At 56.9% G+C, this 26174-nt stretch carries 18 protein-coding genes and 6 pseudogenes; 4 read left to right on the top strand and 20 right to left on the bottom strand.

Annotation, left to right across the window (positions count from 1 at the left end; genetic code table 11):
- Positions 1-26: 26 nt before the first annotated feature.
- From ltrA to V6582_RS01750, 8 genes and pseudogenes are all read right to left on the bottom strand, one after another.
- Positions 27-731 (bottom strand): annotated as a pseudogene (gene ltrA, locus V6582_RS01785) (group II intron reverse transcriptase/maturase); the annotation flags it as partial.
- Between the two features lie 317 nt (positions 732-1048).
- Positions 1049-1450 (bottom strand): IS66 family insertion sequence element accessory protein TnpB, encoded by a 402-nt coding sequence (tnpB, locus tag V6582_RS01780; RefSeq protein ID WP_349508866.1) that lies wholly within the window; start codon positions 1448-1450, stop codon positions 1049-1051.
- A 17-nt stretch (positions 1451-1467) separates the two neighbouring features.
- Positions 1468-1575, bottom strand: a pseudogene (locus V6582_RS01775) (IS66-like element accessory protein TnpA); the annotation flags it as partial.
- Positions 1576-1766: 191 nt separating this feature from the next.
- On the bottom strand, positions 1767-2858 hold the full coding sequence (locus V6582_RS01770; RefSeq protein ID WP_349508847.1) for an IS5 family transposase: 1092 nt from the start codon (positions 2856-2858) through the stop codon (positions 1767-1769).
- 72 nt (positions 2859-2930) lie between these two features.
- Positions 2931-3104 (bottom strand): annotated as a pseudogene (locus tag V6582_RS01765) (transposase); the annotation flags it as partial.
- Between the two features lie 141 nt (positions 3105-3245).
- Positions 3246-3509 (bottom strand): annotated as a pseudogene (locus tag V6582_RS01760) (helix-turn-helix domain-containing protein); the annotation flags it as partial.
- Between the two features lie 99 nt (positions 3510-3608).
- Positions 3609-4949 carry an amidase family protein gene (locus V6582_RS01755; protein ID WP_156634936.1) on the bottom strand — a complete coding sequence of 447 codons (1341 nt, stop codon included), beginning with the start codon at positions 4947-4949 and terminating at the stop codon, positions 3609-3611.
- Between the two features lie 40 nt (positions 4950-4989).
- A pseudogene (locus V6582_RS01750) lies at positions 4990-6279 on the bottom strand (NAD(P)/FAD-dependent oxidoreductase); the annotation flags it as partial.
- Positions 6280-6356: 77 nt separating this feature from the next.
- Here V6582_RS01750 and V6582_RS01745 point away from each other — a divergent pair.
- Positions 6357-7190, top strand: coding sequence for an IS5 family transposase (locus V6582_RS01745; protein WP_156634951.1), 834 nt, complete (start codon positions 6357-6359; stop codon positions 7188-7190).
- A gap of 884 nt (positions 7191-8074) precedes the next feature.
- On the opposite strand, the gene V6582_RS01740 is transcribed toward V6582_RS01745, so the two are convergent.
- Both V6582_RS01740 and V6582_RS01735 read right to left on the bottom strand, forming a co-directional pair.
- Positions 8075-9424: a hypothetical protein gene (locus tag V6582_RS01740; RefSeq protein ID WP_156634710.1), complete on the bottom strand. Its 1350-nt coding sequence runs from the start codon at positions 9422-9424 to the stop codon at positions 8075-8077.
- Positions 9414-9998 (bottom strand): recombinase family protein, encoded by a 585-nt coding sequence (locus tag V6582_RS01735; RefSeq protein ID WP_156634709.1) that lies wholly within the window; start codon positions 9996-9998, stop codon positions 9414-9416. The genes V6582_RS01740 and V6582_RS01735 overlap by 11 nt, the downstream gene beginning before the upstream one ends.
- 216 nt (positions 9999-10214) lie before the next feature.
- Here V6582_RS01735 and V6582_RS01730 point away from each other — a divergent pair, with 216 nt between their 5' ends.
- Complete coding sequence (locus V6582_RS01730) at positions 10215-12353, top strand: Tn3 family transposase (RefSeq protein WP_349508849.1); 2139 nt, start codon at positions 10215-10217, stop codon at positions 12351-12353.
- A gap of 30 nt (positions 12354-12383) precedes the next feature.
- Here V6582_RS01730 and V6582_RS01725 read toward each other — a convergent pair.
- A pseudogene (locus V6582_RS01725) lies at positions 12384-15350 on the bottom strand (Tn3 family transposase).
- A gap of 165 nt (positions 15351-15515) precedes the next feature.
- On the opposite strand from V6582_RS01725, the gene V6582_RS01720 reads away from it, so the two are divergent.
- Positions 15516-16097: a recombinase family protein gene (locus V6582_RS01720; protein WP_156634705.1), complete on the top strand. Its 582-nt coding sequence runs from the start codon at positions 15516-15518 to the stop codon at positions 16095-16097.
- On the opposite strand, the gene V6582_RS01715 is transcribed toward V6582_RS01720, so the two are convergent.
- From V6582_RS01715 to V6582_RS01675, 9 genes are all read right to left on the bottom strand, one after another.
- Complete coding sequence (locus tag V6582_RS01715) at positions 16084-17403, bottom strand: hypothetical protein (protein ID WP_156634704.1); 1320 nt, start codon at positions 17401-17403, stop codon at positions 16084-16086. The two genes, V6582_RS01720 and V6582_RS01715, sit on opposite strands and share 14 nt — an antisense overlap.
- Before the next feature lie 2 nt (positions 17404-17405).
- Positions 17406-17654, bottom strand: coding sequence for an ABC-three component system middle component 8 (locus V6582_RS01710; protein WP_104680555.1), 249 nt, complete (start codon positions 17652-17654; stop codon positions 17406-17408).
- The gene (locus V6582_RS01705; RefSeq protein WP_156634703.1) at positions 17632-18603 is read right to left on the bottom strand and encodes an ABC-three component system protein; all 972 of its coding nucleotides are present in this window, start codon (positions 18601-18603) and stop codon (positions 17632-17634) included. The genes V6582_RS01710 and V6582_RS01705 overlap by 23 nt, the downstream gene beginning before the upstream one ends.
- A gap of 192 nt (positions 18604-18795) precedes the next feature.
- Positions 18796-19665: a nucleotidyl transferase AbiEii/AbiGii toxin family protein gene (locus V6582_RS01700; RefSeq protein WP_156634702.1), complete on the bottom strand. Its 870-nt coding sequence runs from the start codon at positions 19663-19665 to the stop codon at positions 18796-18798.
- Positions 19653-20729, bottom strand: a complete 1077-nt coding sequence (locus tag V6582_RS01695) for a type IV toxin-antitoxin system AbiEi family antitoxin (protein ID WP_156634701.1) — start codon at positions 20727-20729, stop codon at positions 19653-19655. Before V6582_RS01695 ends, V6582_RS01700 begins: the two co-directional genes overlap by 13 nt.
- A gap of 94 nt (positions 20730-20823) precedes the next feature.
- On the bottom strand, positions 20824-21420 hold the full coding sequence (locus V6582_RS01690; RefSeq protein WP_349508848.1) for a hypothetical protein: 597 nt from the start codon (positions 21418-21420) through the stop codon (positions 20824-20826).
- Between the two features lie 103 nt (positions 21421-21523).
- On the bottom strand, positions 21524-22381 hold the full coding sequence (locus tag V6582_RS01685; protein WP_156634699.1) for a hypothetical protein: 858 nt from the start codon (positions 22379-22381) through the stop codon (positions 21524-21526).
- 164 nt (positions 22382-22545) lie between these two features.
- Positions 22546-23229, bottom strand: a complete 684-nt coding sequence (gene scpB / locus V6582_RS01680) for an SMC-Scp complex subunit ScpB (RefSeq protein ID WP_156634698.1) — start codon at positions 23227-23229, stop codon at positions 22546-22548.
- A gap of 2 nt (positions 23230-23231) precedes the next feature.
- Positions 23232-24185 (bottom strand): DUF1403 family protein, encoded by a 954-nt coding sequence (locus V6582_RS01675; protein ID WP_156634697.1) that lies wholly within the window; start codon positions 24183-24185, stop codon positions 23232-23234.
- Positions 24186-24309: 124 nt separating this feature from the next.
- On the opposite strand from V6582_RS01675, the gene V6582_RS01670 reads away from it, so the two are divergent.
- Positions 24310-25497, top strand: coding sequence for a site-specific integrase (locus V6582_RS01670; protein WP_156634696.1), 1188 nt, complete (start codon positions 24310-24312; stop codon positions 25495-25497).
- Positions 25498-26174 lie beyond the last annotated feature (677 nt).

Below are 26174 nucleotides of genomic sequence, written 5' to 3'. Positions count from 1 at the left end.
TTCCAGGAAAAGTGAGTAGCTGTTTTCCGGCAATGCACCAGTCCATCATCCGCGTAACGACACCATGGCAGGTCAGGGAACTGTCTGCCCATCCACACGTCGAATGCATAATGCAGGAAGAGGTTGGCAAGTATCGGGCTAACGACACCGCCTTGTGGCGTGCCGCAGTTTCGCTCGACGGTTGCCCCATCCTCCTTCCGCATTGGTGCTGTCAGCCATCTTTCGATGTAGAGCAGCGCCCAGGCACACGTTATGTGTTTGCGTACAGCCCGTAGCAGAAGGTCGTGGTCGATATTGTCAAACAGTCCTTTGATATCGAATTCCAGGACCCAATCATATTTCCAGCACCGCTTGCGCGTAACGCCGATGGCATCCAGCGCCGACTTTTCGGGCCGATAGCCATAGGAATCTGCCAGAAAGATTGCATCTAGATCCGGCTCAATCATCTGCTTGACCACACTTTGGGCCACGCGATCTGCCACTGTTGGCACCCCGAGGATCCGCTGGCCTCCACTCTTCTTAGGAATGGAAACGGCGCGAACTGGCGGAGGAAAGTAAGTGCCTGAGCTCATCCTGTTCCAGATCTTATAGAGATTCCCCTTCAGATCGGCCTCGAACTGCTCAATCGTTACTCCATCCACACCAGCTGCGCCTCCGTTGGATCGCACCTGCAGATAAGCTTCGTACACCTTCTGCTTACTGATATTGAACGGTTTGCCTTGCGTATCCATCAACGTCCTCCTGTTGCCAGTTGTGTTGATGATACGCCCACCTGATCCGACCTCTTCGCTCCAGCTCCATTACGAGCCTTCATCGCTACTACAGATCGGTCCGTCCCAGTGCTCCGCATCGGTACTCTCGCCTCACGGTTTTCTCCGCTTGTGCTTCTCCCTTTGCATCGGAGCGACTGGTTCCTGCAGTTCCGCGACAATGCCTGCATCCGCTTCACGCCCCCTCAACGCCGGTCGCCGCTTGCCCGGTCACCAGGCATCTGACAAGCTGATCCCAAAGAGACGACACACCTCTGGTTTTGACGACAGGTTCCACGTTACGACGCTTCATCGGAAGGTTCATTTTCATTCGTCTCTCGGATGCGTACCGGCCCAGGGGTTGCCCTGGACTTACCTCCAACGCTCACGACCACGTCTCTTAAACGCAGCCGCTTGGAGTGGTTTGAGCCCAGCTGCGCTGTCGAGATTGTTACCGCCCCACCTTCCACGTTTGGCCAAATGAACCGCCCTCGTTCCAGCCGCCGGGTAAACAGGCAGGCGCCCAATCCGTCATGCCAGATGATCTTGATCACGTCAGAACGACGACCCCTAAAGCAGAAAAGGTGACCACTCAGCGGGTCATGCTTCAAGATTTCCTGCACTTGAAGGGCCAAAGATGGAAAGCCGCGCCGCATGTCCGTATAGCCAGTCGCCAGCCAAACCTTCACGGTTGTGCCCATCGGAAACGGGTTCATAGTTAAAGTGTCTCCAAGCCGCGGATGATCCGCAACAACGCTTTCACATCGACCGTCTGATCAACGACGACGCGCCGACCGTTTGCGATCACCACCTCCATACGGCTGCTATTCGGCATCCGGCATTCTGTGGGAGCTATCTGCGCAGCATCTTCACCTGGACACCTCGATTTACCGGTCGCAGTTGGCAAGATGGTGCCGTGGATGTATTTCCGCGATGAACTCGCGCGGATGATCGCCCATTTTTTGTGATGATTGCCGCATCTGCGGCATGCATTTCGGCCTTCCGGCCAGCTGCGCGTTATGCGGTCCGTGGTTTTCCAGTCAGCCAGACATAGCGAAGCATGTTGTAGGTGATATTGGCCATGCCGATCTTCACCCTCGCTCGGCTGATTCCGATGGTGCGCACGAAGAGCTTCATCTTGTCCTTCTGCCGCGCAAAGACATGTTCGATGGCGGAGCGGACCTTCGAACGACGGCCGTTGGCGCGCGACATCGCCTCCGGCATGGGTTTGCCCTTTGGCTTCTTCTGATGGATGTCGGACTTTAGGCCATTGTCCTGCAACCATTCCTCGTTGGTCTTGGAGCGATAGGCCGTATCGGCCCAGACCGTCGACGCGGTATTGTCTTTGGTCACTACGTTTCGAAGCTGGGCTCCGTCATGGGCGCTCGCACTCGTCACCGTCCATCCCCGGATAAAGCCATGGGCTCGGTCGATGCCTGCATGGTTTTTGTAACCAAACATTGGAATGGCAATATCGTGCTGGCCAGTCGTCGTCGACGTCGGCGTCTCCGTTGGCCGTTTCGCCTTGGAATACTTCACTGTCCATCGCGCGTCGCGGTCCTTCTGGGCCAGCCTGGCGGGTTTATCCTTCCAGTCCTCAGGGATTTCGCCGGCCTTGATCGCGTCTTTCTCGTCCTGGCTGTTATGTTGCTTGGGAGCCTGGATGATCGTGGCGTCAACGATCTGCCCGCCTTTGGCCAGATATCCGGAACGTGAGAGATGCTTGTCGAAACGGGCAAACAGATTATCAATGGCACCTGCACGCACCAAACTCTCTCGGAACAGCCAGATCGTCTTGGCATCCGGCACCTTCTGCGAAAGGGAAAGGCCAAGGAAACGCATAAACGACAGCCGGTCCTGGATAACAAACTCCGCTTGGTCGTCGGAGAGATTATAAAGCGCTTGCAGCACCAGGATTTTAAACATCAGAACCGACGGAAATGGTGGACGTCCACCCTTCGATCCGTCGGACCGCTTCAGCGCCTTCGCTAAAGGTTTTTCAAATATCGCCCATGGAATGATGCTGTTGAGCTTCTCCAGCGGATCGCCGACGGCACTCAGCCGTTCGTAACGATCATCCAAATCCCAAAAGCCCGGTTGCCCACGCATCATCCGCTCCCAGAAAATCACACTGGCCGGATTGAATCATGAAACGCGGAAAATGGGGAGGTTTTTAGAGGTGTCCAACTGAAAGCGGGTGATCCCATGGCGCTGGGCTGTAACCGTCACCTGCCGGGGAGCAGAGAGGCTCTCTGCTACAATCGCAAGCTTGGCTTCGTCACTGAATCGGCGGCGCCGACCGCTGTCCACAATCTCAAGGCGGCTCACCTGTTTACGGTCTCTGATAATGTCCATGGCTACAACACCGGCTATATTGACGTCGATATAGCCAGTGCTCTTCCATATTCCTCACCCGTACAAGACGGCCTTCCTCGGATGCGTACGATTGAGCGGCTGGTGCTGGGCGAACTTCTCAAACAGGATCATCGCCGCGAACAAGCGCCCAACCATCTCATCGAGCGTCACATCCTTACGGTCATCGATCGACGCGATAACGAATTCCTCGTGGGCATCAACGGCCGATGGTCGTCGCCAGCCTTGTGGCCGAGGCCTTAACTCGCCCTGTCGCGCTCTCGCGATCCAGCGGATCGCGGTCGAAATTCCAACGCCGAAACGAGCCGCAGCCTGTCGGGCCGACATGCCCGACGCCGACGCTTTCAATACTCGTATTCGCAGATCATCGCTCAAGGCCTGTCCCATCATCCACCTCTCCGTTGCGGATGTTGAATCAGCTTAGGCCGGCGACGTCACATCACAATCGATTCATTGATCACAGCATGTGCTCTAATTCTTCAAGCCTTACTTATAGCTTATCACTTTCTCGAGACCCGTGGCAGCTTCCAAGAGGTATCGATCTTTCCCACATGCAGCATCAAAGCTTAACCCTACTGGGAGAGCGCCTTTAGGAGCAACCGGGATAGTAATCGACGGAAGCGCCGCGTTACTGGCGAGGTCGGTGTTTCTGATGCACTCAGCAAAGATGTCTGGGTGCGCGGCCTCAGAAACAAGCGGTACCGCTTGGGGGACCGTCGGATAAGCTAGCAGATCAATATCGTCCAAGTCAAAAAGCGCATTAATTTTCCGCCGCAATCGTCCGACATTGGAAATTGCCTCAGCATAATTCGCGGGCGTAATTAGCCCACCACCCAAGTGCGCATGAATTATACCGCGAACGTTCTCGTCGCGAATATCCTCGAAAACCTCAGAAATTTTTTCTTCCCAACCTAGCGAGACTAATGTCCTTGGGAAGTCCAAGAAGAATTCGTAGAGCGGGACCGTAAAGGTGATCGTCCGGCTCAGTTCAAGTATCGAGGTATCGTCTACCTCCACGCATTGATGTTCGACAGACTTTAAGCTATCAATTGCTGCACGGCAAACCGACTTGACGTCGGCGTCGAGCCCGGTCCATAGTGAAGACGGCAGGCCTATTCGCAAAGGCGACTTATCAGGAGCCGTCATCGGTTCGTCCGATGAGAGATGGCTATAGACAAAAAGGGCATCTGCCGCACTTCGAGTCAGCAAACCGGGCGAATCTTTGGTTCTCGATACCGGAATGATGCCGGACGATGACCATCTCCCGCTTGTGGGCCTGAAACCGGTGATGCCGCAAAAAGATGCAGGTATCCTTACCGAACCACCAGTATCGGTACCAACTGCCAACAACACAATTCCTGCAGCCACAGCGGCGGCACCCCCACCACTGCTACCTCCAGCGCAATAGCCAGGCGCTGCCGGGTTTCCTACGGTTCCCCATTGGGCATTTACCGACGTGATACCAAAACTCAGCTCGTGCATGTTGTTCTTGCCGGAGACCACCGCTCCCAAGGCTTTCAGCTGCCTGACAATTTCAGCATCACGCGGAGCGATGCAGGCCGCCATTGCTGACGTCCCGACGGTGACCGGTTGCCCTTCAACACAGATGTTATCTTTGAAAGAGACCGGTATCCCAAAAAGTGGAGCGTCCACACAGGCCGCATCCGGCTTGGTAAAAGATTGCTCAATGCCACGTTCTTGGATGAAACAATTGAGCTGACTGTGTCGCAGCATCGCTGCTAATGTCGATTCTCTGATTTCCAACACCGAAGTTTCCCTGGCGTGTATTTGATGGCAAATCTTCTCGATATTAGACGTTGCAAACATTTAAGTAGCCTTATTTAAAGGAAGATAAATCTACCGGTTCTCAATATCGATAAGCGGAATCCATCTCATCAATAGGGTTCCCCTGTAAGAGTTGGCCGCCACAGCTGCGTATGACAGCACACGCGGCATTCAAGCCCGTTTGTACTGCGCCCTCAACCCAGCCGCCGGTAAAGGAGCATCCACATCCTGCTAGATAAAGGCCCGTGTCTTCTTCCGGTCTTTTTGCGGTAGCAAATTGGAAAAATAGCCGCTGTGAAAAGATGTCTTCCCCAGGATAATTGAGCTTAAAAGCACCTACTGCATAGGGATCCATTAGCCAATCGTGCTGCAGGACGTGACGTTCATAGTCACCTTTCGCCGGAACTAAATGGCGGGCGAAATCACCGCAAACTGTGGCCAGATCATCGACCAGACGCTGGCACCTTTCTTTTTTGTCCAGGATGGAAAGCATTTTGTTTGCATCATCTTCCCATGTGTAGCTTAACAGGACCACGCCCTTACCATCAGGTTTATCTGGCTGATAGTCTAAGCAGTAGACCCCCCTAGCAAGGCCGTCAGACAGGATAGTTGTCGGCAAGCCCTCTTTTAACCAGAACTTGTTTTCCGTAAGCATAAACAGCTTGGAAGATCCGGTAAGGTGGGTCCGTCTGACCGCTCGCAAAACCTCATTGTTAAGAAATGTTTCATCCGTCGTAAGACGATGGGCCAGTTCCATGGTCCGATTGCTTGTGGTGACGATGACGCGGTCAAAGGGCTCGACCTGCCCTCCTGAGCATGTCACAAGTATCTGGCCACCCTGTTTGGAGATACCGCTGACATGACCGTTGCGCACACGCTGCCGCAAACTCAGACCGTGAAATTCCTGTTCAGCAAACCGTTTCACTAAAAGGGAAATCCCTCCAATAATCATGCGCTGGTCGTCCTCGTACCCGTTGATCACCAGACGCAGTATCTCGGTAAAGGCGGCTTGGTACACAGGTAAAAAGCCTCCAGATCCAATCCCCAGAGATCCGAAAAGCTCAAAGTCTTCTGGCCTTTTCCAGGGAACGCGCCCTGGCGGCCGCGGTCCGGTAAAGATGGTGACCAAGGCTGAATAAAAGGAGGCGTCGCGAAACGAATCCAGCCAAGCCTGCCAAGCCTCACGAGCCTCGTCAAAGCGGCGCGACCGAAGCAACTTTGTGATTTTAGCCGGCGCAAGCAGTTGAATACCTTCGTGCACGTAACCGTCGTTTATCAAAGCTTGCCATCCTTGATCAACGCGCCTGAACAAAGGCGGCGGAGGCCCGCCAGCCTGCCATAGGTAACGCTCACCTCGGTAATGTATCTCAGAGGCTGCCTCAAAAAGAGGTGGGTGATTTCAACAGGTTATGATTCCTTCGGATTTGCGAAGATTCGATGGAGTACACGATGGCCTGGACTGAAATCACCCGTCGGCACTATGCCCGGCGCACGGCACGCTACGCAAGTGACATGACGGATCGGGAATGGGTTTTGGTTGAGCCTTTTCTGCCGATACCCCGCCGCTTGGGCCGTCCCCGCACCACTGATTTGCGCGAGGTCGTCAACGCTCTGCTTTACATCGCCACGACCGGTTGCCAGTGGCGCATGCTGCCAAAGGACTTTCCGCCCTGTTCAACCGTCCAGCGTTATTTCTATGAATGGCGTGCACTGGGACTTTGGACACGTATCAACCATCATCTGGTGATGGAGGCTCGCGAGTTGGAGGGCCGAGAGGCAAGCCCGACGGCTGGCGTGATCGATAGCCAGAGCGTGAAAACCACGGAAAGTGGCGGCATACGAGGCTACGATGCGGGCAAGAAGGTCAAAGGGCGCAAGCGCCATATCATCGTCGATACGCTCGGCCTGATGGTCGGCCTCATGGTGCACAGCGCCGACATCCAGGATCGCGACGGTGCTCCCGATCTCCTGAAATCCATTCGCCACAGGTGGCCATGGTTGCTGCATGTCTTCGCCGATGGTGGTTATGCAGGCGACAAGCTGAAGCGGCGACTGAAGAAGATCGGGCGCTGGACGGTCGAGATCATCAAGCGCTCGGACAAAGCGAAAGGCTTTGACGTGCTGCCACGACGCTGGGTCGTCGAGCGGACCTTCGCCTGGCTTGGCAGATGCCGAAGACTGGCAAAAGACGTAGAAAAGTCCATCGCCTCCTCACAGGCATGGATCATGATCGCCCACATTCGCCTGATCACTCGGCGCCTTGCAAGGTATCGATATCATTGAAGGCTTTTCGAGTCCGACTCTTAGGCCGCACGGTAGGCTTTGTAAATGGGTTTGAAATCACAGACGTCGACTCAGTTTGTTTCAAATGAAACACAGCCCTGGCATTCCAACGATGTTTCCAGTCGCCGAGTGTTGTTTGACTGCGCGTGGTGGCTTGTAGGATCGCAATGGTCAGGATATCGCGGTTTGTATCGAAAAGAAACGAAATCGCCAGCATAGACAAAATGGCTGATCATGCATCGCCTGAGCAAGCTACTATGCTACGAGCGGCGAGCACTGCCGTGGCGGGCGCCGCGGAGATTTAAGTGTGTGTTCGTAACGCCTCAAAGGCTGTCGTCTTCGTAAGATCCAGGACATCGGCGATATTTGAAACGCAGTCGACTGTTTCATGCGCATATCCATTATATATTCTTCAGTGGCATTTTTCATTTTAGGTCATCCCGAAAAGCTTCAGCATGAACCGTCGGGTGCTGACAGTGCGTACCGCACGGCTGATGTGCTTCCCTACCCAAATCGCTTATACGCTTTTCGACATTGCGCCAACAGGTAGGCTGCGTCCACCATAAGCAAGGGTCGTGCCGCAGCGCCCCGATTGCTCAGACGGACAAGGGGATGGAAGCTTTCATAGGCGTGTGAGCCGGCAACGTCAGCGATGCACAATTACAAATGCAGCGCGATATTAGTTCAACCGACCAAAATTTATGTTTTCGGGCGATCGTGCTTTTGTGTGAACGGATAGAGGAGAAGGAGATCACAAGTCCCTATGGTTATCGCACCTAGTGGCTGACCCAAGAGACCAAATCCGACATCGCGGTTGCGCGTGGCTTTCCTAGATGCCGTAATGGGCCCCAGTACATTATTGGGACACAGATATACGATAGCGGTTATTGGCGCAGATTGATGACGCCAAGTTCGTGCCACATCCACTCAAAACTGTATGTCGCCATAGGATCTGCCGGATTTGGTTGCCGGGACGACTGGTTCTCGAGATATTTGAGCCATTCGGCGACCTTCTTGCGACCAGCGGCTGATTTTGCGGCCTGTCGCGGCGTCTTGTTGCCGAGCATACCCACTGGTTGATCAAGAGTTTCACGATATTGCCGGTCCATGAACTGGTGAATGACATGCTCGGCGATTTCGGGCGGGATTTCAGACGCAGGGTCTTCTTCTTTATTCGTCGGTCGCTCAGCCATCATCTGTTCGACAGTGCGGATTTCGGTCAGCGGAACGCGGACGAGATCTCCGACAGCCTGCTGGATCAGTATCGTTCCCATTTGAGCGCGTTCGGCCGAGTTGGTCGACAGATGGAGGAATTTTCCCTTTAACTCGATATTTCCCAGCACGCGCGCGCCGTTGTCCATCGTGGCGTCGGAGGACGGTCTAGCTCGCTTGCCGGCACCATGCTTCGGCTTTTGCTCGAGCCAGTTCCAGAATTTTACATCTTCCTGCTCCACGCCGGGAATGTTGCTCACCCGTGCCGCAACATCCTTCTGGGTAACTCCGGAAGCGAGCGGAAACCTGACGTCGTAGAATATGAGCTCCTCACCGTCTGCGTTCTGCATTGAAGGCAGCCCCATAGCGCGCTCAATCGTATCGAACAGCCATGACAGCGTGAACATGGGTGCCGCAGACTGAAGTTCCTCGTCCTTGATGACCGGCAGTTTCTTCGTATTCTTTTTGCCGAACATCTGTCGCAGGCCATCGGACAGCGCATCGGCAGCCTGCGGCGTGAACGGCAGAAGCCCTCCGGCAAAGACATTTTTGCCCATGACGGGTACGATGCGGGCTGCGATCCGGTCCCATTGTTTCAGCGTTTGGGTCGCTGTTCCCTCACTGACCGCGATTGGCTCACCGCCGCGAATGAGGTCTCGCGCGGTGAGCGATTTACCCGGAATGATCTCGCTGACTTCATAAAGGCTCATCACAGAAGTCCTCAGCGCTTTTATGTAAGCCTTTACCTGAGCATTTTCCTTCCAGCCGCGACGTTTGAGATATTCGTCGACGATATTGCCGCCCTCGACCTCGAAGTCTTGGGTCAGGAAATCCTCGAAAGCGCAACCCCAGAGCGTCATAGCCCAGTCGTCACCAATGATCTCGGCAAGGTCCTCGAAGTCCATGTCGCCAGCTTCCAGCACCGGCCCGAAATGGCCAGCAAACACCTCGTCGAAGCATTCGCGCCATTCTTCCCGGGCAAGGAACTTCATCAGACCTTTAAGATCATGGCTAGTCGGCATGGATGGTCTCCATATTCTGGCGATGTTCAGCGACAATGCGCGAAACCGTCGGTTCGCTGATGTCGTAAAGTCTCGCCATTTCGGCGCCGCTTTTGCGGCCTGACAAGACGCTCTCGGCAATTTCCCGGCGTTTCTTCGGGTCAAGCTTCTTACGACGTCCCCCAATTCGTCCTTCGGCACGTGCCTGGGCAAGACCCGATGTGGTCCTCTCCCGGATCATGGCGCGCTCGAACTCGGCGAAAGAGCCCACCATCTGCATCATCATGCGCCCAGCCGGTGTCGTGGTGTCGATCGCCTCCGTCAGGGACCGGAAACCGGCACCTGATGCAGCAATACGATCCATCAGGTGCAGCACATCCTTCAGCGAGCGTGACAGACGATCCAGCTTCCAGACAACAACGGTGTCGCCATCGCGCAGTTGATCGAGCATGCGGTGCAATTCAGGCCGGTCCCATCGCCCGCCGGAAGCTTTCTCTTCGAACACGCGCTTGCAGCCAGCTTCGGACAGGGCACGTCCTTGCGCCTTGTTCGATTGTTCGTCTCCCTTGCTCACCCGGGCGTAGCCGATCAGCATCAAGGTCCTTTCATAAACGGTCGTTTGCGGAACTTCGCCGATCTTGCTGGCAAAACAGGATGAAACTCCTTTCACAATCCTCTTTCAATATTGTCTCGTAAGGCAAGTAATTTTTGAAAGGAATTGGAATGCCACCACGAATTTCCATGACCAAGAAACAGAGGGATGCACTGCTGACATTGCCGGAGACGGAAGCTGAGCTTCTTGCTTCACCATATGCTCACCCCAGATGATCTTGCCGCCGTCAATCAATGCCGAACGCCGGAGACCCGGCTGAGCTATGCGCTCCAACTTTGCTGCCTGCGGTTCCCTGGTCGGTATCTCAGCCGCGGCGAACTGCTGCCAGGCATCATGCTCGATCATATTGCGGAGCAGGTTCAGGCCGACGCTGATGTCATCACGATGTTTGCCCGTCGCGGCGCAACGCGATACGAACAGCTGACCTCGATCAAGCTGCGCCACGGCTTCCGCGATTTGAGCCGCCCATTACGGGACGAGCTTACCGCTTGGGCTCAAGACGAAGCTGTCGGCTTGACCGATGGCCGGGTGCTTCTCGATCGACTGATCGAACGGATGCGGTCCGGAAGGATCATTATTCCAGGTATCAGCGTCGTCGAACGTTTAGCCGCCACGGCGATGCATTCTGCTGATCTCGCAGCGATTGCCGAGATCGGCGCGCTTCTATCTCCATCACAATGCGATCAGATGGACGTGCTTTTATCCGCCAAGGTTCATCGCCAGCAAAGTCGCTTGTCATGGCTGCGTGCGCCGGCTGGAGGTGTAGGTGCACGATCGCTGGCTGAGATTCTCGACAAGCTCGAGCTTGTCCGCAACATTGTCGGTGATGTACCGGCGCGCTTGCCTCTCCACCTCAATCACCGCATGGCTCAAATGGCAAGAGAAGGAGGCCTCTATACGGCGCAAGCGTTCCAGCAGATGAATGCACCACGCCGATATGCGGTCATGATGGCGACCTTGAGCGAGTTGGCTACTACCTTGACCGATGCGGCGTTGTCGATGTTTCAGTCGCTCGTTGGGCGTGCCAATTTACGCGCCAAAAAGCGGCTTGAGGAAACGATAGCAGCATCTGCGGAACAGGGGCGGGTCCGGCTTCTTCGGATAGCCAAAGTACTTGATGCTGTGGTGACTGCTGTGCGATCCGAAGCTGATGTCACTGCTGCCGTCGCTGTGATCGCGCCCCTGGATACTATCGCAGACGATGCGGCTATCATCCGACGAACACTTCGCCCAGGAAGGCCGGACGTTCTCGGCGAACTTGCACCCGAATACCACGTGTTCAAGAAAATCGGTGCCCGGTTCCTGAGCAGTTTTGCGTTTGACGGCGGCCCCGCCGTGCAGCCGCTCCTTGCCGCAATCGCAGTGTTGGGCGGGATTGGTGGTGACCGTCGTAAACCGCTACCTGCCGAGGTTCCGCTCGGCCATCTGGAGCGGCGCTGGTCCCGACATGTCTTTACCGACAATTCCATTGACCGCTCCTATTACGAACTGGCCACCTACTTCATCCTGGCCAATGCGCTTGCGAGCGGCAGCGTGTGGGTCGAGACATCGCGAATTCACCGCCCGCTCGAAAAGCTTCTCGCACCCGCCTCGCCGGCAACTCCGGCGCAACCGGTCGCTCCGGTTCCCACTTTCAATGCCGAAAACTATCTTGCAGACCGTATGGCTGCGCTCGATGCTAATCTTCTGAACACGGAACGTCATCTGTCTGGCAAGGATGCAGCGCTATTCGCCGATGGAAAGCTCCGCTTCCCCAAGGAGCCCAGAGGCGACAACGAGCAGGAACAAACGCGTGCCTTCACGGCGAGGTTATACGCCATGATGCCGCGTGTGCGGATTACCGACCTGCTCGATCAGGTCAACCACTGGACCGACTTCACCGAGCATTTCTCTCATGTCTCCACCGGATTGCCACCTGTGGATCACCGCGCCTTCATGGCCACGTTGATAGCCGAAGCGACCAATCTCGGCCTGTCACGAATGGCTGAAATGTGCGGTACGGTCACCCGGCGGGCGTTGCTGCGTATGCAGACATGGCATATGCGAGAAGACACCTACCGCGCCGCGTTGGCGAGCATGACGGATGCAATTCATGCCGAGCCGCTATCGGTCTGGTTTGGCGAAGGCGCGCGCGCTTCCGCCGATGGTCAGGCCTATTATCTCGGTGGTCCGGGTGAAGCTGGCGGTACAATCAACGGACACTATGGTCGTGATCCAATCGTGAAAATCTACACAACGATCACCGATCGCTATGCGCCGCTTCATCAGAAGGTCATCGCGGGCACCGCTGGTGAAGCCATACATGCATTGGATGGCGTCACGACACGAAAGTGTTGAATCTGTCCGACTTTTGAGAACGTATGGTGATCACGCTGCGAGGATGGATGTTTCGCGCCGTAGCGGCCTGAGATCGAGGCTTTCCGTCGAGGTCCAGATGTAATCGCCAGTGAGACTGATGTGCTGCCACCCGAGCGGGGTGATGTGTTTGACTAGGTCGGGCGGCGTTGCGATACCCTCCCGGTTGAGTTCGGCGAAGGCCGGTTCGAGATAGAGAGTGTTCCAGTAGACGATGGCATTGATCAGCAGGTTCAGCCCGGACGCCCGGTAGAATTGACTCTCGAAGGTCCTGTCTCGCAGTTCTCCGAGACGGTTGAAGAACAGCGCACGGGCCAAGGTGTTCTGGGATTCGCTCTTGTTGAGGCCGGCCGTCGCGTTCCTGCGCATTTCGGGGCTCTGCCACCACTGGGGCAGAAAGATGGACCGATTGATGCGACCGAGATCGCGTAGCGCCAACGCCAGTCCGTTCTGGCGTGGGAATGCGGACAGCTTTGCCAATAGGGTCGAAGGCCGAACCTGCCCAGACCGGATCGTCGTGACCAGCCGCAGGATGTCGTTCCAGTTTGCCTTGATCCGCTCGACGTTGATGGGCTCGCCAACGAGCGATGCAAGGTTTTCGGGAGGCGTGTCGCCTGGGAAGAGATAGAGCTTGCGATCCTTGAGACCGCGCAGGCGGGGTACAATCTGGAAACCAACGAGATGGCAAAGGGCGAAGCTCATATCGCTTACCCCGCCGGTATCGACATAGTGGGTTTCGATGGCGAGATCGCTGCCATGATAGAGCAACCCGTCGAGGACATAGATGGCTTCGCTCGCATTGGCATTCATGGCGATGATGTAGAAAGCGCCGTACTGGTCAGAGGTGAACCGGTAGAACTTGGCGCCGGGGTTGGGACCATAGCGGGCGTTGAGGTCGCCGATCGCCTCGGCGTGTCCGCCCGCCGGAAAATATTGGCCATCGGAGGATGACGTTGTTCCATCGCCCCACAAGCTTGCCAGAGGCAATTGCCTCTGCGCGTTGACGAGAATGGCGTGCGCGGCCGTGTAACCTTCCTCGCGAATATGCCAATCGTGCGCCCAGGCGAGTTGGCGCATCGTAATGCCGGGGGAAACGTCCGCCATTCTCGTGAGACCGAGATTGATGCCGTCCGCCAGGATGGCGGTGAGGAGCGCAAGCTTGTTGTCAGCCGTCCGACCGCTGCGCAAATGGGTAAAGGCGTTCGAAAATTCCGTTCGGGCGTCAACCTCGAGCAAAAGGTCAGTGATGCGGATCGCAGGCAGACGGCTTTCCACCTTTAGCTTCAGCGACTTGGCGATATCCGGAAACATAGCCTTGTGCGGCGTGACGCTAAACCCCGCCCCGGTCAGTTCTACATCGTCGAGCTCGCCGGCTGCGGCCAGACGCGAGAGGTCAGCCAGTCCATCGTTCAGCAGTTGGCACTGTTGGCGAAGATACGTCTCGACATCGGTATCAACGGCGATTGGAAGCGGTCCTTCCTCACGCATCAGCTCGAATGTCGGCGTGGGAATGAGAAAGCTTTCGAAAGACTGGAAGCGTTTGGCTCCTTCCACCTAGACATCGCCCGCATCGAGCCGGCGCTTCAATTCGCTGAACAGGCAAAGCTCATAAGCCCTGCGATCAATCTTTCCATCTTTGAGTATGAGAGGCATCCAGCCCTTCGGCGCAAAGGAGATCGGTGCCTTGTCGGGAATGGTCCTTTTGCCCGTACTATATAGACCCGCGACCACGGATAGCGCCCGCAAGAGGTTCGCCGCCACTGCGTGACCGCGGAACACGAGAGTGGAGAGAAACTGTGGCGCCAGTTTCCTGATCGTCGGATAGCGCTGGAGCATTTCGATTTTACCGTCGATAACATCCGGCGCGATCAGCGTATCGACCGCCTGGACACTGGTTGTAAAAGCTGGCCACTGGATGACCAGATCAAGCGCTTTGGCCATGTCCTCACCCTTCTCTCTGGCCTTGATGATCGCATGGCAGACTTTTGAAACGTCCTTCAACGGCGTCTGCACTTCCCGAACGGATCGGATGACGCGAGCCGCCGCCTGGTTATTGGCTCGCCGCGTCAGCATGCCCATGAGTTTCTTGAACATGTCGATCGCGCAATCGGTGAGATGGCGGGAAAGGTGGAGCACTGTTGCAGCCAGGACAGCATGTCGGCGTTCGGTGTTAAGGTCGCGCAGATGCTGCGCGCTCATTCGCGTCCCCTCTGCAGCAAATTCGTTAAAGACCTTGGCCGGAATTCGATCCATCAACGTCGTCGGCAAGTTCAGAGACCGGAGAAAGCGAATGCGCTCGGCAATTCTGTCGAGGTTGACGGCGGCTGGAGACAATGCCGGCGTTCTCGCCCAGGCAAGAATGGTCACGCTTGTCCCCTCACGCGGATCGAGAAGCTTGTCCAGATCGAGCTTTTGGCCTTCTGAGATCCCGCCGGCCAAGGCCCGATGAGCAATACGAATGCCGCGCCTGATCGCCACATGAATGATGGCTTCGAGCGCTGGCCGCGCTGGCAAGAGAATTCCGCTGCGTCGCAGTTCTTCCACGACCATATCCGCCAATACATCGGCCTGGCGCAGGGTTTGCGCGGCAGGTGTCAACCAGCCTGTGAGTGCCCGCACGTCCGAAGGCACAAACGGACGCATCTGCATTCTGTCGAGAAGCAGGGCTAGATGCTCGCGCCGCGTCTGTGGGCGCTCGAAATAACGACCGATCTCATGGTGATCGACGCCGATCTGCCGCGCCAGAAATCGTAAGACGCCAGCCGGCAGCACCTCGCCATCCGCAAGCGGTCGGCCAGGGTGTCGTAGCGTGGCCAGAACACAGGCGAGGCCCAGTCTGTTCGAGGCCTTGTTCTGTCGCATGATCAGGTCGAGATCCGATCGATCCAGCGTGTAATGTTTGGCGATCTCCCTTTCGTTATCCGGGATGATCGTCGCCTGTTGCCACCATGCCTCGCTCAGTAAGGCTCTTCTCGCCATTCTCTGATCTTCCCGTTTCGCCGCGGAGAGTGCAGCGAAACGGAAAATGCGTGTCCGACAAACGAACGTTTCGCGGCATCCACAGTTTTTGTCCGCAAACCTTGTCATGAAACGGCAAATCGGACAATGTCCGAATTCAACGGAAAAACGGACAAACCACGTCTCATGACCTCTATCGGCTATGCAAGAGTCTCCACCGGCGAGCAGGACACAGCGCTGCAACTCGATGCTTTGCGCAAAGCAGGTTGTGAAAGGCTGTTCGAGGATAAGGCATCCGGCGTCAAGACTGACCGGCCCGGATTGGCTGAGGCGATCCGCTACGTTCGCGACGGCGACACGCTCACAGTCTGGAAGCTCGACCGCCTCGGCCGGTCGATGAAGCACCTCATCGAGATCATCACCGAACTGGAAGCCAAAGGCGTCGGCTTCCGATCCATCACCGAAAACATCGACACCACGACATCCGGCGGTCGCCTGGTCTTCCACCTGTTCGGCGCGCTGGCACAGTTCGAGCGCGATCTGATCCGAGAACGAACACGTGCCGGTCTGCAAGCCGCAGAGGAACGCGGCCGACGCGGTGGCCGACAAGTCGTCGTAACCCCGGACAAACTTGCCAAAGCCCGCCAGCATCTGGCGGCTGGTTTGAACGTCCGGGAAGCTGCGGCCCGCGTGAAAATCGGGAAAACCGCCCTCTACGAAGCTCTCAGGGCCGAAAAAACAACGACCTCTACGGTTAAACCGATTTGAGTTCCGGATATGTTCTCAAAAGTCGGACAGATTCACTACGTTCGTGTCGTGACGCCAGTTTCGACAACGATTTCAAGCTTCTTGCGCTGCTCCTCCATGTAGACGAGCTGGGCCCGCTGGCGCGCGACATCCTTCTGCAAGACTTTGAACTTATCGAAGGTGTCCGTCGATCGGAGAAGCTTGAGCCGTTGCACACGCCGGTCGTCAAGGGACGCCTTTCGTTCCTCCGCAGAGGCGAGCTCGGCTTCCAAATCCTTACGCCGCTTACGCAGCGCCGCATTACGCTCATGCGTGACTTTTTTTTGAACTCAACCAGTTCGCCATATTGCTTCTTCAACTGCGCCGGAAAATGGAGCTGCGCTTCTGTAAAGATCGACTGGACTTCGTCGAGGTCGAACTTGTCCTTGTGGCTCAGCGAACTGTCGATCTGGCCGATATCGTAACGCGCATTGTAGATCTGCTGGTTCAGCTCAGCAATGTCACTTTCTATTGTCTCGACGAGATCACGCATAATCCGGCGTTCTTCATCATCGAAACGGAACGCATCGAGCTGCTCCTCCAGGTCATCAACCTGTTGATGAAGAACACCGAGCTCCGCGACCAGCTTTGGAAGGTCTTCCTCTCTGAACTGAACCTCGGCTTGCTGTTCACCCTGTTTTTCCTGGAGCTTCTGGATCAGTTCATCGAGCTCGTATTTGCGAACGATCGGCGTCTGATTAAAGCCAAATAGGTGGGCGACAAACGGCTTCCAATAGAGATCCCGTCCTGCCTGAAATTTCTGCAGCTGAAGCTCATCGCTCCAATCACCCTGGGCCCGGAGGAAATAGGTGATCGCTTTACGATAGTCATAGGGCTTCAGCGCGCGAAGATCGAGCCATGCGTCAAGGAGCTTGATGGCTTCGTCGATCGGCAGATCCGGATGATCCCAGGCGTCGTCGGCGACATCGTTGAAATCCGCTTTCGGCGTGTCGTGACGCGAGAGAGCGACCCGCGTCGGCGCCGACACGCTCCGCCGGATCGTGGCGTAGCCGCCGCTGTTCAGGGCTATTTCCAGATAAAAGACAAAGTCGGCGAAACGATCACGATGTCGATAGAGGAAACTGTCCTGCGACCAGCCCTTGAGCATCAGGAAATCGATAAGATGAAGAAGGGTCGTCTTACCGAGATTATGCGAATCCTTCTTCCGATCCTTGGGATGTTTGACCTCACCGAGCACGACGTTGAGCCGGCTGGCATCGGCTCCGTGATTGAAGACGATGGGCGAGAGGATGTCCGGAAGGTTCGAATAAAGTTGGCTGATCTGCATGGTCAGTCCGCCTTGTATTCGAGCGTATCGTTCTTGAGGTGGTATTCGGCGCGTCCGAGAAGAAATAGGAGATCCAGCGCTGGCAAGAAGGAGAGTTCGCCGTCGGGGCCGACGCGACGGATGACGACTGAGCGCAATTTCTCGAACTCGCACACGCCACGTTTCTGCAGCTCCCGAAGAATGAGCGCGAAAACGCGCAGCAGCGACGTATCGAGATTGAGGTGCTTCTTAGGCGTCAGCGTGGACGACATCGTCGCACTCCTCCAGTTGCTTGATGCCGATATCGCAATTGAAATACATATAGTGCAGCAGGATGGTGATCAGGCGTCGTTTGCCCTTGAGTGCCTCTCTCTTTTGCTGAATTTGCTCGTACATGAACAGGAAGATATCGTCGAAAGCGCCAAACTGCTCTCGCCTGGCGATAATCTTCTGCTTAAGCTCGTCGGCGGAATCATGGTAGAGGGCGGCAAAGTCCTGGTTACGCGGGTTTTGCAGAAACTGGGCAACGCGGTCGAAATGCGGCATCGATTGCGCGACGATCACCTGCTGATAATAGGCATCTGAGACCCCGTTGAGCTTGTTTTTCAACGGCATCTTGAGTTTCTCGAAGTCGAAGGCGCTTTGAAATGCGCTGTCGCCGTCGTCCTTCGTATACGCGTTAAGCGCGCCAATGACCTCGACCAGGTCGTCCGGTTCGAACCTGAAGGGTGACGAATCGAGTCGATTGGGCAGGGTCTCGCGGATGTCGGCGAAGTCGTCCAATGCGAGATGAAGGCGCTCGACGCCGATGATATGCGCAGACGTGACGCCAAGCACCAGAAGGTCCTTCATGTACTTTTCGTCAGCGCCGCCGGAATACTTCCGATTGGTGAAGACGAGATAGTGGTCGCAGATAGCCTCGCCGTTCAGACGCTTGATCTTGGCGTGTTCCTTGCCGAGCAGGGTCGCGAAATCGGAGTCCGAGCACGATTTGTTGGGGGCGCTGATGTGCTTGGCCTGCAGCACGCAATGGCCAGAGAGCGGCGCGGCCATGCTGGGGAAGGAATTGGCAGTGCCGCAAAATTTGCCGTCGCGCCCTCCATCGCGGCCGGGCGCAAAGGGAGAAACGCCCTCTCCAAGCCACCGGACACAGATACGCACAACGAGTTTTTCAAACTCGTCCTCATTCAGCTCGTGCAGTCTGTAATCGCGTGGCAGCATGGAAGGAGGATTGCAAATAAAGGTTGAAGATAAGTCTAGCGGTTTTGGAGTATCCGACGGAGATGGTCTTTGCAACGCCGAAGGGAACGCGCACTTCGGAACTTCAGCGGCGACAAAAGGACATTATCACCACCGCCCTCGTGGGCGATGGTGGCCAGAACCCTGGTTTGTGAGGACGGCAGCCCATCGCGATCATCCTCGCAGCCCAAGCGCCCGCAGCCAGGCATCGACCTGCCCGAACGCATCCTGCTGCCACTGCTCCTCTGTGCGTCCATCGAGGATCGCGGTCTCAGCGACAAACTTTCTGACGCTCGTTGCGCCATATCCTTCAGGCGTGTCGAACTTGTCCGAGATGAACTGATAGCCTTGGGCGCCGCCCTTCTCCGCCAGCACGCTGCGGCAGGCCTCGGCAAGCGCCTCGATCCCGTCGGGATAGTTGCGGATGCAATAGTAAATGTCATAGGCGTCCTTTTGCTTGTGCCTGCCATTCAGCGCGTAGCCCTTCATTGCCAGCAACGCCGGGATCGAACAGACAGCAACCTCGACACGATTGGTCCCGCCCTCCGGCATGTCCCCGCTGATTGCCACCAATTGATAAAAGCGTAACGCCAGATCGGCTCCGTCGGCTCTCTGAACAGCGAAGTCTTTGAGGATGGGAGGACTGTTCTTCACAATCTCCGCATGGCGAGGCATGAGGAAGTCGACGACGATGTCGATAGGTGCGCCTCCGTCGCCGACCGGGACTTCCCGCACCAGCTGGAAACGCCTCAGTTCTTCGCGCTGTTTGTAGCCGTTCCCCATCAGCGCTTCGACGAGAGTGACGTACTCCCCGTCACCGAGCGCTTCAGCATCGAGACCGAGATCGACGTCGAGTGTTCCAACGTGAGGCATGTCCTCGTTGTCGAGGAGGAGCCATGGCACGGCGCCGCCAATCACGGCGAACTTGCCCTTGAAGCTGCCGAGGATCTGTCCAATCTCAAGGAGGACACCTTTTACGGCCTTCGTGGTACGATCCTCGTAATCTGCGGCGGATTGAGGATCGGGCGGCACTATTTTTTCCATGCGAGGGCTTCCTTTCTCAAATGCTCCGCGGCTTCCCGTCCCCGCTCGCCAGCAGCGGCAAGGTCCAGATAGGTCTGAACGGGGCTTGTGCAGACTGCCGTCGGGGCAGGCTCGACGGCGTCGCCGAACAGGCCTTGTTCTTTCAACACCGTGACGGCGACATTCGAGCCCGATCTGGCAGGCGAGAGCTTGAGGACGTCACGCAAGCGCTCAACGCCCCGTTCATCGGCGTAGAAATATTGCGTTGGCACGCGCCCGTAGGGCACCAACCAGTGAGCGGCCGAGAACGATGCGAAGATTGCGCGCGGGCGACCAAGCTCCGCATTCAGCGCGGTGCGCGCGGCGGTCTCGAATGAGGCGCCATGCAGCGTCGTGTAGAAAGACATGTGCTCCCCTGCGGGTGCATCGTAATCATCGCGCCACGCATCGAGCAAATCGTCGGGCCGGGTGAGGCGCAAGCCGTCGCCGGTGATTTCCGCCCACTCGCGATCCACCAGCTCGCTACGAACGTTGCTGATATGGCCGAGGCTGACGTCCGACGCCGAGGCCAGATCCACGACACGCCATGCCCGACCGGGATCTCGCAGCAACACCCTTAGAACCTGTGCCGATTTCGGCTTGAAGACCGATTTGAGGCTGCGCTGGATCGCTGGCGGCTTCGTATCGACCTGGCGTTCGATAAAAACGCTGTCGAATTCCATCCAGGCGTTGCCAACAAAATCGAGATACCCCACCTCGAATTCCCGGCACAAAGCTTGCGCTTCCGGGGAAAGATACGGCGCAATGAAGACCGGCATGGCAGGTGGATCCAACTCTCCTGCCGCTTTGCGCAATTGCAGAAGTGCCGCGCGGACATGCCGGGGCTGCCCGACCGGTTTGACCTCGCAGGCCAGGAACCGCCGTTCGCCGTCGAGCCGAAGCTCGGAAAGGATATCGAAACTGGATCCGGGTTCGGTAAGCTCGATTTTTTCGACGTTTATGACGGACACCCGGCGCAACAGCGCGCCGATTGCCTCCGCTGCGCGGATTTCCAGGTCTTTCACAGATTTTGGCGCTTTCAACATTCGCTGAAAATGCTATCACTAGTGAAATTAGTCAAGGTTTTTCATTAGAATTAGATTTTTCAACATCCGCTGAAATCGCTATCCACCCTGAAAACTATCCGATTTCCCAATCCTCGAAAGCACCCAGCACAAGCGCCGGCCCCCTAGCCTTGCGATGGTGCTTAGAAAATTCGACCGCGCGATTGATAAAATCCTCGGTCTTCGAACCTGGAGAACGTGCGATGTCATCGATCACGCGGGGCTGCCCGCCAACGATCCGGATTTCATCTGGGTTCCGGTCCTTCGTCTCTATCAGCACCTCGATCAAAACCGTGTACTGCGTACCAGCCAATTGCAGCGTCAAAGGCGCAAGGACCACGTCCTGATCGTCGATGACGGCATCGTCCTCCCATCTAGGAAAGAAGAGGTTTGCGCCTGGAACGGAACCGAGCGCGAGTAGCTGCTGGTGTTTTTCGATCCAGGCGTAGAAGTCCGAGAGCAGGACAGCGGGTTCATTACCGCGCGTGTGCCTCTCGATTGCCGAGACCATCCGACGCAGCATGGGCGCAACCGGTATCCAATTGTGGAACGGACCCTCCTCCCCATCGGCGGCCGGGAGCTCAACGGCTCCGCCGGCGAACTCGATTTTGACCCGTTTCTTCGGACGCGCCAATATGGCGCCGACCTCTACCATCGTCACCGCTTCGCTCAATGGAACGGAGCGCGATCCGTCGTAGTCAAAGACTATGCCTGCCCATTCCTTTTCAAAATCGAGGGTTATCTCGAAGAACGCGTTTGCAAAGCGGGTCGGGGCCTTATTGACTGCCCTCCACGAACGGCGGGACAGCGAACATATCAACCGGAAATTTCGTCCAGGTACCATCTTCCAGATCTTCCAGCTCGATCGAAACCGACATCAGCGAGGGCGCGTTAAACTCCAGAACCGCTTCACGGAAAAAATCGATATCGTTGTCGAGGCGGATCCCGAACCGCCGACGTTCGACGGTGAAGTCCACCACATCGATCTCCCGCCGTTTGCCGAGAAAGAGGCTATGGACCTTTTCCTCGGCGTTCTCGCCAGGAATCAGGAAGTGACCGGTGATCGAACCGTCTTCGAAACCACAGGTCTGCCGCTGTTGGATTTTGTTTTTGAGATAACTGGAGAACGACCCGCCGACCATCGCGTCGAGGGCGTCTGACAAGCCTTCTCCCGCAGCACCCAGTTCGATGGCACGTTCGAGTGGAACCGGGACAGTGACCTTGTGAATTTTTCGGTTGCCGCGGGCCTCCTCTCTCCGGACGCGGTGCAACGTCCGATACATGATCTGCGCATCGACCGGCACAATCAGGTTGCGCCTCGGCAACCGTGCAGCGTTTCCGTACTCAAGAATGACGATTGCCGCCGGCAAATCGGCGTCGACAAGATGCTTGAGCGCGGACAGTTTGATGCGCGGTGTTTCCCCTGGGCGATCGGTGGATTTGACCTGCACGAGGAATTTCGGCAGGTTATTTTGCCCGTCGAGCGGCGTATCCGCCGTGCGTACCGGCTCGCGTTCGAGAAGGAAGTCCCAGCCCAGCCGGTCAACTCGTGATTTCTGTGCCCTGAAACCTTCTGGCTGGCACCAACTGACGAACTGGTCTTCGCCGATCGTCCCGACGTCACGCGCTTCCATTTACCAGGTGCCCTCACAGATGTTGTCTCGGGTGCGGGACAAACACCCCGCGCGCCCGTTGCCGCGCTCGCCACAGTGCCCGAGCCAAGATTCCATTGAAACATTCGTCACATCCACTGAAAATTCTGAATACCAGACAATTTGGGCGGATCGCGGCTCCACTCTCACTCATCCTCGTCGTCGCCTGTCGAAGCCAGGTCTACCACTTGGATGCTCTTACGGCTGAGCAGACCCGCATCTTCAAGCGCTTCGATGTTTGGCAGGTCGCGCAGCGTCTCCATGCCGAATGACGAGAGAAAGTGTGGCGTTGTCACATAGGTATAGGGCGCGCCCGGTGTTGGGCTGCGCGGCCCGGATGCAATGAAGCCGCCGCCGCGTAGCGCCGCGATCACATCGCGGCTGACTTCCTTGCCGAAGATCTTGGACAGTTCACCACGGGTCACCGGTTGGAAATATCCCACCGCCATCAGCACCAGCGCCTCGAACTCCGACAGCGCCGCCGCCCCTCCCCGCGTCGGCGCCGAAGAAGCCCGGATCGTCTCGGCGAACCGCGGACGGGTTCGATGCTGCCAACCACCGGCGACCGACACCAGCTCATAGGGCCGGGAACTGAGTTCCTCGCGCAGATCATCAACGAGCAGATCGATGCTGCAGTCCTTTCCTACCACCCGCGCCAGCGTCTCGCGGCTAACAGGTTCGGCAGAAGCAAAGATCACCGCCTCCACACGCAGCATCCATTCGCGCCAGCGTAGATCTGATGGCAGCTCTTCGAGCTCGCGATCAAACAGACGTTCGTCTGCGGCGTTCGCCTTCCGCCGGTTTGGTTTGGCTGCAGGAGACTCGGCCATCGTCACAACCCAAAGATCCGGAAGAATGACCGGCCGGACAGCTCCCGCACCGCCTCGAAACTTTCGAGACGCTCGAACAGCCGTTTAGCCGCCCAGCGCGACAGACTGCTGCCGGGCACTGAGGCCGGCACGCCGTCTTCGTTCAGCAATCTACGGATGACAGGCTCGGCGCCCTTGGTGCGCAGTTTTGGTGCCACGACTAGCAATCGCGCCGCACGACGATCGATTTCGACGGCGGAGCGCAACGCGGCGTCGACGCCGTCGAACAGCGCCATACAGATTGCTTTCGGATAGGCCGGCTCGCCCGGGCGAACCCGGCCGCGTCCGCCGATGGTACGGAACGAGGGGCCAAACCTTTCGGGCAACAGCAGCGGCACGGATTTCGGCCAGCTCAGCTTATGCGCCAGAACGGCCTCGGCCAGCCCAAGCGCCAGCACCTCGGCATCCGGGCGAACGGCGGAGATCGCCGTAATAACGTCCGCCACCGCGAAGGGTGCTGCTCGCCCGGACTGGATGGCAGAATCGACCAGATCCGGGATCGAGGCAAGACCATCGTCCCACCGAAGGCCAAAATGATCGGCGATCTCTCTGACGAATGAGGTAGCAATTGTCCCGGATTGGCGTGCCATCATTCGTGTGGCCAGAAACAGCTTTCCGGACGGGCCGGGATCGTCGCCGGCGACGGTTAGCAAGACCGCGTCGCGGAGAGCGTTTTCCTCTTCAGTACGGCCTACCATTTTGGCAGCGACGGCGGCCGATTTGAGGGCAAGGCGATCACGCCAGCAGCCGAGCCATGGCGGGTTGGTGCGGAGCAGATCATCAAGCGATTTCAGAGCGATACCGGCAGCAAACGCGGCGTCGGATTCGGTGATGTCGTGTGTGCGCGACAAGGTCCAGGTTGGCAGGTGGGGCGACCACGTCGAGACAGGAGGTGGAGTTGGCGCAAGTGAATCCATACGGATGAAGATACATTGGATGCGCAGTTTATGCCAGATATTTCGACAGAAAGCGCACAGTCTGTCGTTAAATAAAAATGTCCGATAATCTTGCATTATCGGACATGTTGTACATTATAGAGAAATGGCCCAAATCATCGCGCAAAACACCGATATTCCCCGCCAGGAGAGCGGCGCGCCGTCGCTCAGCACGGCGGCTGAGGGTGATGTTTGCGCGCCGCAGGTGTTGGCCGCTGGCACCTCGATGCAAGCCCCTCCCCTCTCCTCCACCGACGAGCAGATGCCAACGCATCTCGCCAGCCTGGCGGACCGCGCCCGCGACTATGTGGCGGCGGCAAGTTCTGCCAATACCCGAAAAGCCTATGCCTCCGATTGGAAACATTTTAGCGCCTGGTGCCGGCGTTTGAATTTGGCCCCCCTCCCCCCGGACCCACAGACCGTTGGCCTCTATATCACCGCCTGTGCCTCAGGCGAGACCGTTGGCACGCCGACACTTGGCACACCGGCACTTGGCACATCGAAACCTGGCGCCAAGGCAAATGCTGTCTCGACCGTTGAGCGTCGCCTCTCCTCATTGTCTTGGAACTACGCGCAACGCGGGCTGATGCTCGATCGCAAGGATCGGCATATCGCCACCGTCATGGCCGGCATTCGCAACAGCCACGCACGCCCACCCGTGCAGAAGGAAGCGGTGCTGGCCGAGGATATTATCGCCATGATCGAGACACTCGATCGAGGAACATTGCGCGGCCTGCGCGATCGGGCCATGCTGCTGATCGGCTATGCCGGTGGCCTGCGGCGGTCCGAGATTGTTGGTCTCGACATCAAGGCTGACCAAACCGAAGACGGGCGCGGCTGGATCGAAATATTCGACAAGGGCATGCTCGTCACCCTGCGCGGCAAGACCGGCTGGCGCGAGGTCGAGATCGGCCGTGGCTCCTCCGACACCACCTGCCCGGTGGTTCCGGTCGAAACCTGGATCACCTTTGCCAGACTTGCCCATGGCCCCCTGTTCCGCCGCGTCACCGGACAAGGCAAGTCCGTTGGCCCGGAACGCTTGAACGATAAGGAAGTGGCAAGGCTGGTGAAGCGGACTGCCATGGCTGCCGGGGTTCGCGGCGATCTCAGCGAGATCGAGCGCGCCTTCAAATTCTCCGGCCATTCGCTTCGCGCCGGTCTCGCCTCCTCCGCGGAAGTCGATGAACGCTATGTGCAGAAGCAACTCGGTCATGCCTCAGCCGAGATGACCCGCAGGTACCAGCGCCGACGGGATCGCTTCAGGGTCAATTTGACAAAAGCGGCGGGGCTGTAGCTCGCCCCTCCCCCGCCCGGCGGACCGACTCAGACTTTGGAACCGGGGCGAGCACGCTCCGCAATAATGCTGGAAAGATCGACTTTCTTGCCGCGTCATCAATAACGGTCTTCAACCTACCGCCGAGGGATTCGACAGAGCCGTGAGAGCGATATGCTGGGGCACGTTTGCAGCGCAGTGCGTTTTATAAAACGCATGGCGCTGTACCATTTTAATCTGCTGCATACTTCCCTAAATCGATTCTGTTTTAAGGAAGTATGCAGCAGATTGCGGTCTGTTCATTGTTTATTGCCGTCCGATTTCGCGCATTTGGCCAATCAAATATCACGCTGCTAACATTCCTGTGGCGCTCCGAGAGGAGCCATACTGATCAGATAGAACCCTATCATGCAAACTGTGAGACCGTACCTTAACGGCGTTTCATCACTGTCGAAAATTACAACGGATTATCTTGCATATCGCGTCGAAATCTACTTTCGCGCCATACCCCAAACTTTTAGCCTTTCATGAAAACCGATCAACGGTTTCAACCGTTGATGACATTAAAACGAGGCGCTACGGCGCACTTTGGACGGCTGTCTGCATGCCTCTTTACTCCAGCGGAAGTGCTCACCATGCGAACGTGGATTCATAGCGACAGAAAAGCAATCTCGAGAAGGTTGTGAGGCAGTCAGCAG

This window comes from Agrobacterium vitis (genome assembly GCF_037039395.1).
GTDB classification, from domain to species: Bacteria; Pseudomonadota; Alphaproteobacteria; order Rhizobiales; family Rhizobiaceae; genus Allorhizobium; species Allorhizobium vitis_E.
Note: the sequence above shows the minus strand (reverse complement) of the source record. Positions and strands in the feature narration are given on the sequence as shown.

What these genes read in the sequence shown, in the direction of transcription:
- V6582_RS01710 (WP_104680555.1), bottom strand. Translation starts at nt 17,654, where the DNA reads ATGTCGTCCACGCTGACGCCTAAGAAGCACCTCAATCTCGATACGTCG.
- V6582_RS01700 (WP_156634702.1), bottom strand. Translation starts at nt 19,665, where the DNA reads ATGGAAAAAATAGTGCCGCCCGATCCTCAATCCGCCGCAGATTACGAG.
- V6582_RS01745 (WP_156634951.1), top strand. Translation starts at nt 6,357, where the DNA reads ATGGCCTGGACTGAAATCACCCGTCGGCACTATGCCCGGCGCACGGCA.
- scpB (WP_156634698.1), bottom strand. Translation starts at nt 23,229, where the DNA reads ATGGCCGAGTCTCCTGCAGCCAAACCAAACCGGCGGAAGGCGAACGCC.
- V6582_RS01675 (WP_156634697.1), bottom strand. Translation starts at nt 24,185, where the DNA reads ATGGATTCACTTGCGCCAACTCCACCTCCTGTCTCGACGTGGTCGCCC.
- V6582_RS01755 (WP_156634936.1), bottom strand. Translation starts at nt 4,949, where the DNA reads ATGTTTGCAACGTCTAATATCGAGAAGATTTGCCATCAAATACACGCC.
- tnpB (WP_349508866.1), bottom strand. Translation starts at nt 1,450, where the DNA reads ATGGGCACAACCGTGAAGGTTTGGCTGGCGACTGGCTATACGGACATG.
- V6582_RS01770 (WP_349508847.1), bottom strand. Translation starts at nt 2,858, where the DNA reads ATGCGTGGGCAACCGGGCTTTTGGGATTTGGATGATCGTTACGAACGG.
- V6582_RS01740 (WP_156634710.1), bottom strand. Translation starts at nt 9,424, where the DNA reads ATGCCGACTAGCCATGATCTTAAAGGTCTGATGAAGTTCCTTGCCCGG.
- V6582_RS01720 (WP_156634705.1), top strand. Translation starts at nt 15,516, where the DNA reads ATGACCTCTATCGGCTATGCAAGAGTCTCCACCGGCGAGCAGGACACA.
- V6582_RS01735 (WP_156634709.1), bottom strand. Translation starts at nt 9,998, where the DNA reads ATGCTGATCGGCTACGCCCGGGTGAGCAAGGGAGACGAACAATCGAAC.
- V6582_RS01715 (WP_156634704.1), bottom strand. Translation starts at nt 17,403, where the DNA reads ATGCAGATCAGCCAACTTTATTCGAACCTTCCGGACATCCTCTCGCCC.
- V6582_RS01705 (WP_156634703.1), bottom strand. Translation starts at nt 18,603, where the DNA reads ATGCTGCCACGCGATTACAGACTGCACGAGCTGAATGAGGACGAGTTT.
- V6582_RS01695 (WP_156634701.1), bottom strand. Translation starts at nt 20,729, where the DNA reads ATGTTGAAAGCGCCAAAATCTGTGAAAGACCTGGAAATCCGCGCAGCG.
- V6582_RS01730 (WP_349508849.1), top strand. Translation starts at nt 10,215, where the DNA reads ATGCTCACCCCAGATGATCTTGCCGCCGTCAATCAATGCCGAACGCCG.
- V6582_RS01685 (WP_156634699.1), bottom strand. Translation starts at nt 22,381, where the DNA reads ATGGAAGCGCGTGACGTCGGGACGATCGGCGAAGACCAGTTCGTCAGT.
- V6582_RS01670 (WP_156634696.1), top strand. Translation starts at nt 24,310, where the DNA reads ATGGCCCAAATCATCGCGCAAAACACCGATATTCCCCGCCAGGAGAGC.